Source organism: Phytobacter cepae, assembly GCF_054165735.1.
In genome coordinates, this window is record NZ_CM135107.1 from 4,735,272 (window position 1) to 4,751,373 (window position 16,102).

Annotated in this window: 13 protein-coding genes; 11 read left to right on the top strand and 2 right to left on the bottom strand. The window is 55.4% G+C overall.

The features are described 5' to 3' along the window. Positions 1-152 precede the first annotated feature (152 nt). The 6 genes from ACUY4Q_RS22195 to ACUY4Q_RS22220 all read left to right on the top strand — a co-directional run bounded on the left by ACUY4Q_RS22195 (position 153) and on the right by ACUY4Q_RS22220 (position 6,418). A complete protein-coding gene (locus tag ACUY4Q_RS22195) occupies positions 153-1,676 on the top strand; it encodes a sugar ABC transporter ATP-binding protein (RefSeq protein WP_458044809.1) in 1,524 nt (507 codons plus the stop codon). Further along, positions 1,669-2,679: an ABC transporter permease subunit gene (locus tag ACUY4Q_RS22200; RefSeq protein WP_458044810.1), complete on the top strand. Its 1,011-nt coding sequence runs from the start codon at positions 1,669-1,671 to the stop codon at positions 2,677-2,679. Before ACUY4Q_RS22195 ends, ACUY4Q_RS22200 begins: the two co-directional genes overlap by 8 nt. A gap of 112 nt (positions 2,680-2,791) precedes the next feature. After that, on the top strand, positions 2,792-3,733 hold the full coding sequence (locus tag ACUY4Q_RS22205; RefSeq protein ID WP_458044811.1) for an ABC transporter substrate-binding protein: 942 nt from the start codon (positions 2,792-2,794) through the stop codon (positions 3,731-3,733). Positions 3,734-3,855: 122 nt separating this feature from the next. Further along, entirely contained in the window at positions 3,856-4,542 is a 687-nt protein-coding gene (locus tag ACUY4Q_RS22210) for a D-lyxose/D-mannose isomerase (RefSeq protein ID WP_458044812.1), read from the top strand. Between the two features lie 11 nt (positions 4,543-4,553). Then, on the top strand, positions 4,554-5,414 hold the full coding sequence (locus ACUY4Q_RS22215) for a ketose 1,6-bisphosphate aldolase (RefSeq protein WP_458044813.1): 861 nt from the start codon (positions 4,554-4,556) through the stop codon (positions 5,412-5,414). Further along, positions 5,411-6,418, top strand: a complete 1,008-nt coding sequence (locus ACUY4Q_RS22220; protein ID WP_458047419.1) for a carbohydrate kinase family protein — start codon at positions 5,411-5,413, stop codon at positions 6,416-6,418. The genes ACUY4Q_RS22215 and ACUY4Q_RS22220 overlap by 4 nt, the downstream gene beginning before the upstream one ends. A 4-nt stretch (positions 6,419-6,422) precedes the next feature. Here ACUY4Q_RS22220 and ACUY4Q_RS22225 read toward each other — a convergent pair whose 3' ends face one another. Continuing rightward, positions 6,423-7,154, bottom strand: coding sequence for a response regulator (locus ACUY4Q_RS22225; protein ID WP_458044814.1), 732 nt, complete (start codon positions 7,152-7,154; stop codon positions 6,423-6,425). A 270-nt stretch (positions 7,155-7,424) separates the two neighbouring features. Here ACUY4Q_RS22225 and fdhF point away from each other — a divergent pair, with 270 nt between their 5' ends. Next, the gene (fdhF, locus tag ACUY4Q_RS22230; protein WP_458044815.1) at positions 7,425-9,572 is read left to right on the top strand and encodes a formate dehydrogenase subunit alpha; all 2,148 of its coding nucleotides are present in this window, start codon (positions 7,425-7,427) and stop codon (positions 9,570-9,572) included. 469 nt (positions 9,573-10,041) lie between these two features. After that, complete coding sequence (locus tag ACUY4Q_RS22235; protein ID WP_458044816.1) at positions 10,042-10,194, top strand: Hok/Gef family protein; 153 nt, start codon at positions 10,042-10,044, stop codon at positions 10,192-10,194. Between the two features lie 99 nt (positions 10,195-10,293). Here ACUY4Q_RS22235 and gltP read toward each other — a convergent pair whose 3' ends face one another. Beyond that, entirely contained in the window at positions 10,294-11,607 is a 1,314-nt protein-coding gene (gltP, locus tag ACUY4Q_RS22240; RefSeq protein ID WP_458044817.1) for a glutamate/aspartate:proton symporter GltP, read from the bottom strand. Between the two features lie 413 nt (positions 11,608-12,020). Between gltP and acs the strand changes: the two genes are divergently transcribed. The 3 genes from acs (at position 12,021) to actP (ending at position 16,032) form a co-directional block, all read left to right on the top strand. Continuing rightward, positions 12,021-13,979, top strand: coding sequence for an acetate--CoA ligase (acs, locus tag ACUY4Q_RS22245; protein WP_458044818.1), 1,959 nt, complete (start codon positions 12,021-12,023; stop codon positions 13,977-13,979). 83 nt (positions 13,980-14,062) lie between these two features. Further along, entirely contained in the window at positions 14,063-14,377 is a 315-nt protein-coding gene (locus ACUY4Q_RS22250; protein WP_458044819.1) for a DUF485 domain-containing protein, read from the top strand. Beyond that, positions 14,374-16,032 carry a cation/acetate symporter ActP gene (gene actP, locus ACUY4Q_RS22255; protein WP_458044820.1) on the top strand — a complete coding sequence of 553 codons (1,659 nt, stop codon included), beginning with the start codon at positions 14,374-14,376 and terminating at the stop codon, positions 16,030-16,032. The genes ACUY4Q_RS22250 and actP overlap by 4 nt, the downstream gene beginning before the upstream one ends. Positions 16,033-16,102: the final 70 nt, after the last annotated feature.

Consider the following 16,102-nt stretch of genomic DNA (forward strand, 5'->3'; position numbering starts at 1 on the left):
CTGTAGTAAGTGACTGGGGTGAACGAGCGAAGCCAACGCACATGCGGCGTGAAGTATGAAGGGTATATGACAAATATGAACGGCTCCTGACATTCTGCATTTATTTCATCGTGGTGGACTGCATGTATTGATAACCCTTGCAGGAGCAAGCGATGAGCGAAACGCCGGTTCTGGAGATGCGCAATATTGCCAAAGTGTTTGGCAAGTTTTACGCGCTAAAAGGGGTGGATCTGACGGTCTACGCGGGTGAAATCCACGCGTTAATGGGTGAAAACGGCGCGGGTAAAAGCACGCTCATGAAAATTCTCGCCGGGGCCTATACCGCCACCAGCGGTGAGATCCTGATTGACGGGCAGCCCTTTCACATTAAAGGGCCCAAAGACGCGCTGGCGGCAGGCATTACGCTTATCTACCAGGAGATGCAACTGGCCCCCAACCTGACCGTGGCGGAAAACATCTTTCTGGGCAGCGAGATCGCCCGCGGCGGTCTGGTACAGCGCCGGGAAATGCTCACTCAGGCGCAAAGCGTCATCGATCGGCTTGGGGCGCAGTTTAAAGCCAGCGATTTGGTCATGAAACTGACCATTGCGGAGCAACAGCAGGTCGAGATTGCCCGTGCACTGCATCGCAACAGCCGTATTCTGGTGATGGATGAGCCCACGGCCGCCCTCTCCTCCCGCGAAACCCACCGCCTGTTTGAACTGATTATGCGCCTGCGTGACGAAGGGATGGCAATCATCTACATCAGCCACCGCATGGCGGAAGTCTATGAACTCTCTGACCGGGTGAGCGTGCTGCGCGACGGGCAGTACGTCGGCAGCCTGACCCGCGACAAACTCAACGCCTCGGAGCTGGTGCGCATGATGGTGGGCCGTCCGCTAAGCGATCTCTTCAATAAAGAGCGGGATATCCCCAAAGGCGACCTGCGGCTTAACATCCATCACCTTACCGACGGCAATAAAATCCAGCCGGTCAGTTTGCAGGTGCGCTCAGGTGAAATCGTCGGTCTAGCCGGACTGGTGGGCGCGGGCCGCTCCGAACTGGCGCAGCTCATTTTTGGCGTGCGTAAAGCCACCGGCGGAGTGATCGAAATTGATGGCGAGCCGGTAGTGATTCATTCACCGCGTGCCGCCATTGATTTGGGCATCGGGTTTCTCACCGAGAACCGCAAGGAACAAGGGCTGTTTCTGGAACTGGCGGCGCAGGAAAACATCACCATGGCGACCATCGAGCGTGATGCGAACTACGGCATGCTCGACCGCAAAAAAGCACAGACTATTTCTGACGAGGCGATCAAGTTGCTCAATATTCGCGTCCCCCACTCTCAGGTGCGGGCGGGCGGACTGTCGGGCGGCAACCAGCAAAAGCTACTGATCTCCCGTTGGGTGGCTATCGGCCCACGTATTTTGATTCTCGATGAACCGACGCGCGGCGTGGACGTCGGGGCCAAGAGTGAGATTTACCGCATCATGAGTCAGATGGCGCGCCAGGGCGTTGCCATCCTGATGATCTCCAGCGAATTACCGGAAGTGGTTGGCATGAGCGACCGCGTGTATGTCATGCACGAAGGCAGCATTGCCGGCGAGCTGGAGGGCCCTCGAATCACCCAGGAAAACATTATGACGCTGGCGACCGGCGTGAACGAATCCCATCACCAGGCGGTGCACCATGACTGAACCCAAAGAGACTTCTGCCACCACGCCACAGCAGGTGGCGAAATCGGCCTCGGCGAAAAAAATGCTGATGGGCGATCTGATGCAAACGGTCGGTATTTTGCCGATCCTGATCCTGATTGTGGCGGTGTTTGGTTTTATCGCACCGAACTTCTTTACCGAAAGCAACCTGCTCAACATTACCCGTCAGGCGTCGATCAACATCGTTCTGGCGGCGGGGATGACCTTCATCATTCTGACCGGGGGTATCGACCTGTCAGTGGGGTCCATTCTTGGCACCACGGCGGTGGCGGCGATGGTGGTCTCTCTGATGCCCGAACTGTCGATGCTCTCCGTGCCCGCCGCGCTGATGCTGGGTATGGCGCTGGGTCTGTTTAACGGTGCGTTGGTGGCCTTTGCCGGGTTACCGCCCTTTATTGTCACCCTTGGCACTTACACCGCCCTGCGCGGGGCTGCCTATCTGCTGGCGGATGGCACCACGGTGATTAACTCCAGTATCGGGTTTGAGTGGATAGGCAATAACTACCTCGGGCCGGTGCCGTGGCTGGTGGTGATTGCGCTGGCGGTCATTGCCATCTGTTGGTTCATTCTGCGTCGCACCACGCTCGGCGTTCATATCTACGCGGTGGGCGGCAACATGCAGGCGGCCCGCCTCACCGGGATCAAAGTGTGGCTGGTGCTGCTGTTTGTGTATGGCATGAGCGGCCTGCTTTCCGGCCTGGGCGGCGTGATGAGCGCCTCCCGTCTTTACAGTGCCAACGGTAACCTGGGCATGGGGTATGAGCTGGATGCCATCGCAGCGGTCATCCTCGGCGGCACCAGCTTTGTCGGTGGTATCGGCACCATCACCGGTACCCTGGTCGGCGCATTAATTATCGCCACGCTGAACAACGGCATGACGCTGATGGGCGTGTCCTACTTCTGGCAACTGGTGATCAAAGGGGCGGTGATCATCATTGCAGTGCTGATAGACAAATACCGTACCCGACATCATCAAAGTGCATAACAAACCTGCCGGATGGCGGCGCACGCGCCTTATCCAGCCTACGAACGGGTAGGCCTGATAAGCGCAGCGCCATCAGGCGTTAATAAAAAAAGACCCTACAGAGGATTTAAGCATGAGATTGAAGCCGTTAGTCACCGCGCTCTGTGCTGGCGCACTGCTTGCCGCAACGCCGTTTGCGCAGGCAAAAGATCTGAAATCTATCGGGGTAACGGTAGGCGACCTTGCCAACCCGTTCTTTGTGCAAATCACCAAAGGGGCGGAGCTTGAGGCACGCAAGCTGGCGGGCGATAACGTCAAAGTGACGCTGGTCTCCAGCGGCTACGACCTTGGCCAGCAGGTGGCGCAAATCGATAACTTCATCGCCGCCAAAGTGGACATGATTATCCTGAATGCCGCCGATTCCAAAGGTATTGGCCCGGCGGTCAAACGCGCGAAAGATGCGGGCATCGTGGTAGTGGCGGTTGACGTCGCGGCAGAAGGGGCGGATGCCACCATCACCTCCGATAACACCCAGGCCGGAGAAATGGCCTGTAAGTACATTACCGATCGCCTGAAAGGCAAAGGCAATGTGGTCATCATCAACGGACCGCCGGTATCTGCGGTGCAGAACCGTGTAGAAGGCTGCCAGACCGAATTCAAGCGCCACCCGGATATCAAAGTGCTTTCACATAACCAGAACGCCAAAGGCAGTCGTGAAGGCGGCCTGGAAATCATGACCTCGTTGCTGGCCGCCAATCCGAAAATTGACGGCGTGTTCGCGATTAACGATCCGACGGCGATCGGCGCGGATCTGGCGGCGAAACAGGCACAACGTAACGAGTTCTTTATCGTTGGCGTCGATGGTTCGCCGGACGGCGAAGAAGCGCTGAAGCGTGAAAACTCGCTGTTCGTCGCCACCCCGGCGCAGGATCCGCAGGTGATGGCGGCGAAAGCGGTGGAGATCGGTTACGACATTCTGCAAGGCAAAGCCGCGCCAAAAGAGCCGGTGCTGATCCCGGTGACCATGATCGACAAGCAAAACGTCGGCACCTATAAGGGCTGGACGGTTAAGTAAGATTTGTGCGGCCTGACGCCCTCACCTTACCCCTCTCCCACCGGGAGAGGGAACTGTTTTCTCCCTCTCCCTTGAGGGAGAGGGTCGGGGTGAGGGGTCTTCTGCAAACTTAAGGAGATGCCATGAAACGCTCCGATATCAATGAAATTCTTGGCCATACCCGTCAGTTCTTTTCCATGCATGACGTGCACTTACCGCCGTTTGCCAGTTTTCCCCCTACCCAATGGCGACAGCTCGACAAAGAAGCCTGGCGCGAAGTCTTCGACCTCAAGCTTGGCTGGGATGTCACCGCCTTTGGCAGCAGCGATTTTTATGCCCAGGGGCTGACCCTTTTCACTCTGCGCAACGGCTCCCCAAACGGCACGCCTTATGCCAAATGTTATGCCGAGAAAATCATGCACGTGCGCGACGGGCAGGTGACGCCGATGCATTTTCACTGGCGCAAGCGTGAAGACATTATCAATCGCGGCGGCGGCAATTTAATCATCGAGTTATGGAATGCCGGGGCCAGAGAAGAGACCGTCAGCAGCGACGTGACGGTCGTGATTGATGGCTGCATTCAAACGCATGCGGCAGGCAGCCAGTTGCGCCTTTCACCGGGGGAAAGCATCTGTCTGACACCGGGCTTGTACCACAGCTTCTGGGGCGAAACGGGCTTTGGTGATGTGCTGGTCGGTGAGGTCTCGTCGGTCAACGACGACGATCACGATAACCACTTTCTGACCCCCGTGGATCGTTATAACGACATTCTGGAAGACGAAACCGCACAGTTGGTGCTGTGTAATGAATACCGTCTGTTTCTGGATTAAAGGAGATTCCCATGCCGTTGATTTCGCTTGCTGAAGGTTTAACCCATGCCCGTGAGCACCGCTATGCGCTGGGCGCTTTTAACGTGCTCGACTCCCATTTCTTACGCGCCCTGTTTGCCGCGGCAAAACAGGAACGCTCGCCGTTTATTATCAATATTGCCGAAGTCCATTTTAAGTATGTCTCCCTTGATTCACTGGTTGAAGCGGTAAAGTTTGAGGCCATGCGCAGCGACATCCCGGTGGTGCTCAACCTTGACCACGGCCTGCATTTTGAATCGGTGGTGCGCGCGCTTCGGCTTGGTTTTAGCTCGGTGATGTTCGACGGCTCAACACTGGAGTATGAAGAGAACATTCGCCAGACGCGGGAAGTGGTGAAGATGTGTCACGCGGTGGGCGTGTCGGTTGAAGCCGAACTGGGGGCGGTCGGTGGTGATGAGGGTGGCGCACTGTATGGCCACGCTGACGAAGCCTTCTTTACCGACCCTGCCCTCGCCCGTGACTTTGTCGATCGTACCGGCATTGACACCCTGGCGGTGGCCATCGGTAATTCACACGGAAAATACAAAGGGGAACCGAAGCTCGACTTTGCGCGGCTGGAGGCTATTCGCCAGCAAACCGGCCTGCCGCTGGTGCTGCACGGCGGCTCCGGGATTAGCGATGATGATTTCCGCCGTGCCATTTCGCTCGGCATTCATAAGATCAACTTCTACACCGGCATGTCTCAGGCAGCACTCGATACCATCGAAGCACGGATGGCCGATCGCCAGCCGGTGTATGACGAGTTCGCCCAGTTATTGTTGAGCATTGAAGAGGCCATTACCGATACCGTTGCCGGGCAAATGCGGATCTTTGGCAGTGCGGGGCAAATCTGATGGCGCGCCAGGGGATTATCGCCGCCGGGAATATGCTGGTGGATCATGTTCATCAGATTGTGCAGTGGCCTGAGCGCGGCTGGCTGGCAGAGATCACCCAGAGCGAGCGCTCCACCGGCGGTGCGCCGCTTAACGTGCTGCTGACGCTGGCAAAAATGCGCACCGGTATGCCGCTGCAGGCGGTGGGTCTGGTGGGTGAAGACAGCGACGGCGACTATATTATGGCGATGCTGGAGCAATATCACGTCAATCGCCAGCATGTGCAGCGCACCCACGCGGCTCCGACCTCCATGTCGCAGGTAATGACCGACCCTACCGGGCAGCGCACCTTCTTCCACTCTCCCGGTGCCAACCGGCTGTTGGATCTGCCCGCGTTTGATCAGCTGGATACGTCGATGAAAATTTTCCATCTCGGCTATCTGTTGCTGCTTGATAGCCTGGACATGCCGGATGAGGAGTATGGCACCCGCAGCGCTCGCCTGTTGGCCGGGATGCGTGAGCAGGGGTATGAGACCTCGCTCGATCTGGTCTCCCGCAAAGGCGACCCTCGCTATCAGCCGCTGGTCATTCCCTGTCTGCCACATCTGGATTATCTGGTGATTAACGAGCTGGAAGCCGGGGAGTTTAGCGGGCTGGACATGCGCACAATCGAGGATTCCCCCCATATCGACAATATCGCCACCGCTGCCGCACAACTGTTGCAGGCTGGCGTGAAACAGCGCGTGGTGATTCATTGCCCGGAAGGCGCGTGGGGATTGCAGGCCGGCAGCGAGGGGCAGTGGGTCGCGTCACGGATGCTGAAACAGGAAGAGATTGTGGGCAGCGTCGGTGCTGGCGATGCCTTCTGTGCAGGCCTGTTGTATGGCTGCCATGAACGCTGGTCGTTATCACGCAGCATTCAGCTGGCACACGCCTGCGCCCGCGCCAGCCTGTTGTGCGCCAACGCAATCGACGGGGCGAAGTCGCTGGATGAGCTGAAAACAGAGCTGCCGGATGCGGCGTAAATAATTACGCCGCTTTCTCACTGTGAGCCACGTCGGCGGCAAACACATAGCCGAGGCCGCGAAGCGTTTTGATAAGCATTGGCTGATGCGGATTAATTTCGATCTTGCGCCGCAGGCGCATGATCAACACATCAATGGTGCGATCGAATACCTCGACGCTTTCGCTGTGGGTCAGCTCCAGCAGTTGCTCTCGGTTTAATACCCGTCGCGCATTCTGTACCAGCGCCAACAGCAGGCTGTATTCCCCCTGCGTCAGCGCGACCGTCTGCTGTTGGGGATTCATCAGCGCGCAGCGTGCCGGGTCGAGATGCCAGCCATTAAAGCTGAAGCCGGGCATTTTTATGGCCTGCGTTTCTGCCGCCAGTGCGCCGGTTCGCCGCATGACCGCTTTGACCCGCGCCACCAGCACGCGCGCATTAAACGGCTTACCGATATAGTCATCGGCCCCCATTTCCAGACCGACCACCACATCGGACTCACTGCCAAGGCCCGTGAGCATAATAACCGGCAATTCCGGGCGCTGTTTTTGCAGCTGCTGCAACACCATTAAGCCGTTGATATCCGGTAACACCATATCCAGTAGCACCAGCGCAATTTCCGGGTGACGCGCCCCTGCCGCGATGGCATCCAGCCCGTTGTGGCAAACGTGAACAGTAAAAACATGCTCGCTGAGCACGTCGCTAAGCAACTCACAGACCGCCAGGTCATCATCCACTATCAGAATTGCAGGTTTCATCGTCCACATCCGTCAGGAAAGTTTTCGCATTCTGCTTTATTTTATTTGTCCGATGCATAAAGGCGGTGAATTAATGCCGTTTTTATAACCACGGTCACATCCCCCTTACCTTCGTCACGTCAAATCTGACGACAGCCTGCCCTTCGTCAGTATTTTGAACAAAGATCGGCCTTAATATCAGGGAATACCCACAACAGAAGCATGGCATAAAAGATGCATAATGGGTGCGAAGGCGCGCAAGCGCACTCTTTATTAACTGGAGCGATAGCGATGAAAAAAGTCGTCACGGTTTGCCCCTATTGCGCCTCGGGTTGCAAAATAAACCTGGTGGTGGATAACGGCAAAATCGTTCGGGCGGAGGCTGCGCAGGGAAAGACCAACCAGGGTACGCTGTGTCTGAAAGGCTACTATGGCTGGGATTTTATTCACGATACCCAAATTCTCACCCCTCGTCTGAAAACCCCTATGATCCGTCGCCAGCGTGGCGGCAAACTGGAATCCGTCTCCTGGGAAGAGGCCCTGGACTACGTGGCAACCCGTCTTAGCGCCATTAAGGCGAAGTATGGCCCGGACGCGATTCAGACCACCGGCTCTTCACGGGGAACGGGTAACGAAACCAACTACATTATGCAAAAATTCGCGCGCGCCGTTATTGGGACCAATAACGTCGACTGCTGCGCACGTGTCTGACACGGCCCTTCGGTTGCAGGTCTGCACCAATCGGTCGGAAATGGCGCGATGAGTAACGCGATAAATGAAATTGATAACACCGATTTGGTGTTTATCTTTGGTTATAACCCGGCAGATTCGCACCCTATCGTCGCTAATCATGTGATTCGGGCGAAACAGAACGGGGCGAAAATCATCGTCTGCGATCCGCGTAAAATTGAAACCGCACGCATTGCGGATTTGCATGTTGCGCTGAAAAACGGCTCGAACATTGCGCTTTTGAACGCACTCGGCCATGTGATCATTGAAGAAAATCTGTATGACCATGCGTTTGTGGCCGCGCGGACGCAGGGCTTTGACGAGTACAAAAAAATCGTCGAAGGCTATACGCCGGAGTCAGTGGAAGCGATTACCGGCGTGAGTGCGGCGGATATTCGCAAAGCGGCGCGGATGTATGCCGGCGCAAAAAACGCCACCATCCTGTGGGGCATGGGCGTCACTCAGTTCTATCAGGGTGTGGAAACCGTGCGTTCGCTAACCAGCCTCGCCATGATGACCGGGAATCTCGGTAAACCGCACGTTGGCGTGAACCCGGTGCGTGGGCAGAACAACGTCCAGGGTGCCTGCGATATGGGTGCATTGCCGGACACCTTCCCAGGCTACCAGTTCGTTAAAGAGCAGGCCAACCGCGATAAATTCGCCAAAGCCTGGGGCGTTGACAGCCTGCCCGCTCATACCGGCTACCGCATCAGCGAACTGCCGCACCGTGCGGCGCATGGTGAAGTGCGTGCCGCTTACATCATGGGGGAAGATCCGTTGCAGACGGACGCTGAACTCTCTGCCGTGCGTAAAGGGTTTGAGGATCTGGAACTGGTCATTGTGCAGGATATCTTCATGACCAAAACCGCGTCAGCGGCGGATGTCATCTTGCCCTCCACCTCGTGGGGTGAGCACGAAGGTGTTTACACGGCGGCAGATCGCGGCTTCCAGCGCTTCTTTAAAGCGGTCGAGCCGAAGTGGGACCTGAAAACGGACTGGCAGATTATCAGTGAGATCGCCACCCGCATGGGTTATCCGATGCATTACAACAACACCCAGGAAATCTGGGACGAGTTGCGGCATCTCTGCCCGGACTTCTATGGGGCGACCTATGAGAAAATGGGTGAACTGGGCTATATCCAGTGGCCATGTCGCGACACATCGGACGCCGACCAGGGAACCTCGTATCTCTTTAAAGAGAAGTTCGACACCGATACAGGCCTGGCGAAGTTCTTCACCTGCGACTGGGTCGCGCCAATCGATAAACTCACTGACGCGTTCCCGATGGTGCTCTCTACCGTGCGTGAAGTCGGCCACTACTCCTGCCGCTCGATGACCGGTAACTGTGCTGCACTCTCTGCCCTGGCGGATGAACCCGGCTATGCGCAAATCAACACCGCCGATGCCGAACGCCTCGGTATTGAGGATGAAGCACTGGTCTGGGTGAACTCACGCAAGGGTCGGATTATTACCCGGGCTCAGGTCAGCGAGCGCCCCAATAGAGGGGCGGTCTATATGACCTACCAGTGGTGGATTGGCGCCTGCAATGAACTGGTGACGGAGAACCTGAGTCCGATAACCAAAACGCCGGAATATAAGTACTGTGCCGTCAATATTGAACCTATTGCCGATCAGCACGCCGCAGAACAGTATGTGATTGATGAATACAACAAGCTGAAGTCTCGTTTGCGCGAAAGTGCACTGGGATAATAGAGCGCGGCAATAAATAAAGGCGCAGAGAATTTATTCCCTACGCCTTTTTATTTACAGCAACAATTAATTCATTAAATAAATATATACCCTAAATAATTCGAGTTGCATGAAGGCGGCAACGCAGCAAATCCCCAGGAGCTTACTCTGGTAAGTGACTGGGGTGAGCGAGGAGAGCCAACGCCCAGGCAACTTGAAGTATGACGGGTATAAACTATTTTTGCGAACGTTATTCCATGAACCTGTAATAAGTGCAACGAAATTACATTCTGTTTTTTCTTTCGTTTTAATGAGATTTGAATAATATACAGGGCGGGTGCTTAAGGCTTTCTGGTCTTGAGCATGATTGTTGAAGGTCAGAGAGTTGAAAAGCCCCGGGCTATTTTCCAATAACCCGAGGCTACTCTACCTCAACTCCAACCAAGTTGAGAGTAGCCTCGTACCCTTTTTTTTGCAAGGAGTATTAGGCATGACGCCATTAAAATATACGTTAGGCATTCTTATTATCGTGTGTCTGACGATCCTGATGTTTTCATTTATTCATCGTGGAAAACTTTGCGAATTAAATATTCGTGGAGAAAATCAGGAGGTGGTGCCGAAATTAGCTTGTTCGTTAGGCTAACTCTCCGGGCGGGGAAACTCGCCCGGCTTTTTGGAAGTGTGGTTCTTAATGCACCCAATTTTTCTCCGCCCTCATCATCTGGCGAGGGCGGAGCAAAAATTACAGATCGGCCGTCTTATCAAACTTACCGAGCACGTCTCGCTCATAAGCCTGTGCTTTTTTGCTGTCGAAGCGGTGTTCCCACTTCGCGATAACCAGCACGGCCAGCGCATTGCCGACAACGTTCAGGGCGGTACGCGCCATATCAAGGATACGGTCAACGCCAGCAATAAACGCCAGACCTTCCAGCGGGATACCGACGCTGCCCAGGGTGGCCAGCAGCACCACAAAGGAGACACCCGGCACGCCTGCGATACCTTTTGAGGTGACCATCAGCGTCAGCACCAGGATTATCTCCTGGCTCAGCGACAGCTCAATGCCATACAGCTGGGCAATAAAGATAGCGGCAATACTCTGGTACAGCGTAGAACCGTCCAGATTGAAAGAGTAACCGGTTGGCACCACGAAGCTGGTGATCGATGCCGGGGCGCCGTAGGCTTCCATCTTCTCAATGATACGCGGCAGCACGCTCTCAGAGCTTGCGGTGGAGTAGGCCAGAATCAGCTCTTCTTTCAGGATGCGGATAAGCGTCCAGATGCTGAGCTTGCAGATACGCGCCACGATCCCCAGCACCACCAGTGCGAAGAACAGAATCGCGAAATACACCAGGATAACCAGCTTCGCCAGCGGCCACAAAGAAGCAAAACCAAAGTTGGCGACCGTCACGGAGATCAGCGCAAACACGCCCACTGGCGCATAACGCATCACCATATGGGTGACTTTAAACATGGTTTCAGAAATGGAGCGGAACACGGTGACCAGCGGCTCGCGGTGGGTGGCTGGCAGGGAGGAGAGCCCCAGACCAAACAGCACCGAGAAGAAAATGATCGGCAGCATTTCACCTTTTGCCATCGACGCGACGATATTGGTCGGCACCAGCGACAGAATCGTCCCCATCAGACCATGAGCATGGCTTTGCACTTCTGCCGTCGTGCTCTGATATTTCGAAATATCCACCGACGCAAGCTGCGTCATATCGATACCGGTACCCGGCTGGAAGACGTTCGCCAGCGTAATACCCAGTACGATAGCAACCGTGGTGATCACTTCGAAATAGAGAATGGTTTTCAGGCCAATTCGCCCCAGTTGTTTCGCATCACCGACACCGGCAATACCGACAACCAGCGTGGAAATAACAATGGGCACCACAATCATTTTGATTAAGTGGATAAAGATATCCCCTGCCGGAGACAGAAGATTGGCGATAAGCCATTCGCGGCTGTCACTCTGGTAGTGCAAGTAACTGCCCAGAAGAATACCCAGCACGAGGGCCAGCAGAATCTGCCAGGCCAGGCTGACTTTAAATGTTTTCATATCTACAGAGATCCTCAATGAAGCGACCTTCCCGATTGGGGAACGACTCATACGGAAAGGGTATGGTTAGCGTCACACGCTCTTGCGGGGTTTTTTAACGCGCATTATCAGTACCATTTGCAAGGTGTAACGTGCAACCCTTTAACAGAAGTGGGTTTGACTGATTTTTTACATAAAAACGCTTTTTTATGTTATTTATCGTGCATAACTATATGTTATGAAAACGCTTTTTTTCAGCCCATTTTCGATAATACATCCCCGTAATTATTTTCCCGCAAAGTGTCATTTGCCCATTTTTCAACCTGTTCATCAATGCGTGATCTGTCGCGCAAATAATAAACAAACCAGGCAAAGCCCCTACAATTAACGTTTATGTGACATATCATTAACATCCTACAAGGAGAGCAAAAGCCATGAGCCAAATCCATAAACACGATATTCCCGCAAATATTGCGGAGCGTTGCCTGATCAATCCGGAGCAGTACGAAACGAAATATCAGCAATCGGTCACTGACCCGGATGCATTCTGGGGCGAACAGGGCAAAATTCTCGATTGGATGCAGCCTTATCAGAAGGTAAAAAATACCTCCTTCGCGCCAGGTAATATTTCCATTAAATGGTATGAAGACGGCACGCTGAATCTGGCGGCAAACTGTCTCGATCGCCATCTTGCAACTCAAGGCGATCGAACGGCGATTATCTGGGAGGGTGACGACGCCAGCCAGAGCAAAAACATCACCTACCGCGAGCTGCATCGCGACGTCTGCCGCTTTGCCAACGTACTGGTCGATCTCGGGATTAAAAAAGGCGATGTGGTTGCGATTTATATGCCGATGGTGCCGGAAGCCGCCGTCGCCATGCTGGCCTGTGCGCGCATTGGTGCGGTTCATTCGGTTATCTTTGGCGGTTTCTCGCCGGAAGCCGTCGCCGGGCGCATCGTGGATTCCAGTTCCCGGCTGGTGATCACCGCCGACGAAGGGGTACGTGCCGGGCGCAGTATCCCCTTGAAAAAGAACGTCGATGACGCGCTGAACAACCCTAATGTGAAAACCGTCGAACACGTGGTGGTGCTCAAACGTACCGGTGGCAAGATTGAGTGGCACGAAGGCCGCGACCTGTGGTGGGACGCCCTCACCGCCAATGCCAGCGATGAACATCAGCCTGTTGAGGTCAACGCGGAAGATCCGCTGTTCATCCTTTATACCTCTGGTTCAACCGGCAAGCCGAAAGGCGTGCTGCACACCACCGGGGGTTATCTGGTGTATGCGGCCACCACCTTTAAATATGTCTTTGACTACCACGATGGCGATGTTTACTGGTGCACCGCCGACGTCGGCTGGGTAACCGGACACAGCTATCTGCTGTACGGGCCACTGGCCTGCGGCGCCACCACCCTGATGTTCGAAGGCGTGCCAAACTGGCCGACCCCGGCGCGTATGAGTCAGGTGGTCGACAAGCACAACGTGAACATTCTTTACACCGCGCCGACCGCCATTCGCGCGCTAATGGCCGAAGGTGACAAAGCGGTTCAAGGCACCGATCGCTCATCGCTGCGCATTCTCGGTTCCGTGGGCGAGCCTATCAACCCGGAAGCGTGGGAGTGGTACTGGAAGAAGATCGGCAATGAGAAATGCCCGGTCATCGACACCTGGTGGCAGACCGAAACCGGTGGTTTCATGATCACCCCGCTGCCCGGCGCCACGCAGCTGAAAGCCGGTTCCGCGACGCGTCCGTTCTTCGGGGTCCAGCCTGCGCTGGTGGATAACGAAGGCAATCCGCAGGAAGGGGCAACCGAAGGTAACCTGGTCATCGTCGACTCCTGGCCAGGACAAGCCCGCACGCTGTTTGGCGATCATGACCGCTTCGAGCAAACCTACTTCTCCACCTTCAAAAACATGTACTTCAGTGGCGACGGCGCACGTCGTGACGAAGATGGCTATTACTGGATAACCGGCCGCGTGGATGATGTGCTGAACGTGTCCGGCCACCGCCTGGGAACCGCCGAAATTGAATCCGCGCTGGTGTCCCATCCGAAAATCGCCGAAGCGGCGGTGGTGGGGATTCCGCACAACATTAAAGGCCAGGCGATTTATGCCTACGTCACGCTGAACCACGGGGAAGAGCCGACCCCTGCGCTCTACACCGAAGTGCGCAACTGGGTACGCAAAGAGATTGGCCCGCTGGCCACGCCGGACGTGCTGCACTGGACCGACTCGTTACCCAAAACGCGCTCAGGCAAGATCATGCGCCGTATTTTGCGCAAAATCGCCGCCGGCGATACCAGTAATCTTGGCGATACCTCAACTCTCGCCGATCCTGGCGTGGTGGACAAACTGCTCGAAGAGAAGCAGGCCATCACCATGCCATCGTAACGTTATTCTCACCCTACCCCTCTCCCATCCGGGAGAGGGAATAATATAAAAAAACCCTACCTTACTTCTGTGGAGACTCTGTGATGAATGACACCATTTATCAACGGATAGAGAACAACGCGCATTTCAGGGAGTTAGTCGAAAAGAGGCAACGGTTTGCCACGATATTGTCGCTGGTCGTGCTGGTGATTTACGTCAGCTTTATTCTGCTCATCGCCTTCGCGCCTGGCTGGCTTGGCACCCCGATTGCCGCAGGCAGTAGCATTACGCGCGGTATTCCGATTGGTGTCGGCGTGATTGTCATTTCGTTTATCCTCACCGGGGTTTACGTCTGGCGCGCCAACGGCGAATTTGACCGTCTGAACAGGGCCGTTCTGCAAGAGGTAAAAGCACCATGAAACGTCTTCTGATGGCGCTCGCCGCCCCTCTGCTCGCCACCTCCTTCGCCTCGCACGCCGCAGATGCGTTGACCGGTGCCGTCCAGCGCCAGCCAACCAACTGGCAGGCGATTATTATGTTTGTGATTTTCGTCGCCTTAACGCTCGTTATCACCTACTGGGCCTCTAAGCGTACCCGCACCCGTAGCGATTACTACACGGCGGGCGGCAATATCACCGGCTTCCAGAACGGCCTGGCGATTGCCGGGGATTATATGTCGGCGGCCTCGTTCCTCGGCATCTCCGCACTGGTGTTTACCTCCGGCTACGACGGCCTGATTTACTCCCTGGGCTTCCTCGTCGGCTGGCCGATCATTCTGTTCCTGATTGCCGAACGCCTGCGTAACCTGGGTCGCTACACCTTCGCGGATGTGGCCTCTTATCGTTTGAAACAGGGGCCAATCCGCACCCTCTCTGCCTGCGGTTCGTTGGTGGTGGTGGCGCTCTACCTCATTGCCCAGATGGTCGGTGCCGGTAAACTCATCCAGTTGCTGTTTGGTCTGAACTACCACATCGCGGTGGTGCTGGTGGGCGTGCTGATGGTGATGTACGTTCTCTTTGGCGGTATGCTCGCCACCACATGGGTACAGATCATCAAAGCCGTGCTGCTGCTCTTCGGTGCCAGCTTTATGGCGTTTATGGTGATGAAGCACGTCGGTTTCAGTTTCAATAATCTGTTTACCGAAGCCATGGCGGTCCATCCGAAAGGCGAAGCTATTATGCGACCAGGCGGATTGGTGAAAGATCCGATATCGGCGCTCTCGCTGGGCCTTGGCCTGATGTTTGGTACTGCGGGCCTGCCGCACATTCTGATGCGCTTCTTCACGGTAAGCGATGCGCGGGAAGCACGTAAAAGCGTCTTCTATGCCACCGGTTTTATGGGCTACTTCTACATCCTGACCTTCATTATCGGCTTCGGTGCGATCATGCTGGTGGGGGCAAATCCGGCCTTTAAAGACGCGGCAGGCGCACTGATTGGCGGCAACAACATGGCCGCAGTCCATCTGGCGAATGCTGTGGGCGGTAACCTGTTCCTCGGCTTTATCTCCGCTGTCGCCTTCGCCACCATTCTGGCAGTGGTCGCCGGGTTAACGCTGGCGGGTGCATCGGCGGTTTCTCATGACCTGTACGCCAACGTATTCCGTAAAGGGGCCACCGAGCGAGATGAACTGAGAGTCTCGAAAATTACCGTGCTGGTGCTGGGTGTCGTCGCCATTCTGCTGGGGATTCTGTTTGAAAATCAGAATATTGCCTTCATGGTGGGCCTGGCGTTCTCCATTGCTGCCAGCTGTAACTTCCCGATCATTCTGCTCTCCATGTACTGGTCCAAACTGACCACCCGTGGCGCAATGATTGGCGGCTGGCTCGGCCTGCTGACGGCGGTGATTCTGATGGTGCTCGGCCCGACCATTTGGGTGCAAATCCTGGGTCATGCGGCACCGGTATTCCCGTATGAATACCCGGCATTGTTCTCCATCGCCGTGGCCTTTATTGGGATTTGGATTTTCTCTGCCACCGATAATTCAGCTCAGGGTGTTCTGGAACGTGAGCAGTTCCGTGCCCAGTTTATCCGTTCACAGACGGGTATCGGTATCGATCAAGGTCGCGCACATTAATAGATTATCCCCGGCTATTCTGGCCGGGGATCACATTTTTCTTCCCTCGCAGTACCCATCCTCGACCGTC

What these genes read in the sequence shown, in the direction of transcription:
- ACUY4Q_RS22195 (WP_458044809.1), top strand. Translation starts at nt 153, where the DNA reads ATGAGCGAAACGCCGGTTCTGGAGATGCGCAATATTGCCAAAGTGTTT.
- ACUY4Q_RS22200 (WP_458044810.1), top strand. Translation starts at nt 1,669, where the DNA reads ATGACTGAACCCAAAGAGACTTCTGCCACCACGCCACAGCAGGTGGCG.
- ACUY4Q_RS22205 (WP_458044811.1), top strand. Translation starts at nt 2,792, where the DNA reads ATGAGATTGAAGCCGTTAGTCACCGCGCTCTGTGCTGGCGCACTGCTT.
- ACUY4Q_RS22210 (WP_458044812.1), top strand. Translation starts at nt 3,856, where the DNA reads ATGAAACGCTCCGATATCAATGAAATTCTTGGCCATACCCGTCAGTTC.
- ACUY4Q_RS22215 (WP_458044813.1), top strand. Translation starts at nt 4,554, where the DNA reads ATGCCGTTGATTTCGCTTGCTGAAGGTTTAACCCATGCCCGTGAGCAC.
- ACUY4Q_RS22225 (WP_458044814.1), bottom strand. Translation starts at nt 7,154, where the DNA reads ATGAAACCTGCAATTCTGATAGTGGATGATGACCTGGCGGTCTGTGAG.
- ACUY4Q_RS22235 (WP_458044816.1), top strand. Translation starts at nt 10,042, where the DNA reads ATGACGCCATTAAAATATACGTTAGGCATTCTTATTATCGTGTGTCTG.
- gltP (WP_458044817.1), bottom strand. Translation starts at nt 11,607, where the DNA reads ATGAAAACATTTAAAGTCAGCCTGGCCTGGCAGATTCTGCTGGCCCTC.
- acs (WP_458044818.1), top strand. Translation starts at nt 12,021, where the DNA reads ATGAGCCAAATCCATAAACACGATATTCCCGCAAATATTGCGGAGCGT.
- ACUY4Q_RS22250 (WP_458044819.1), top strand. Translation starts at nt 14,063, where the DNA reads ATGAATGACACCATTTATCAACGGATAGAGAACAACGCGCATTTCAGG.
- actP (WP_458044820.1), top strand. Translation starts at nt 14,374, where the DNA reads ATGAAACGTCTTCTGATGGCGCTCGCCGCCCCTCTGCTCGCCACCTCC.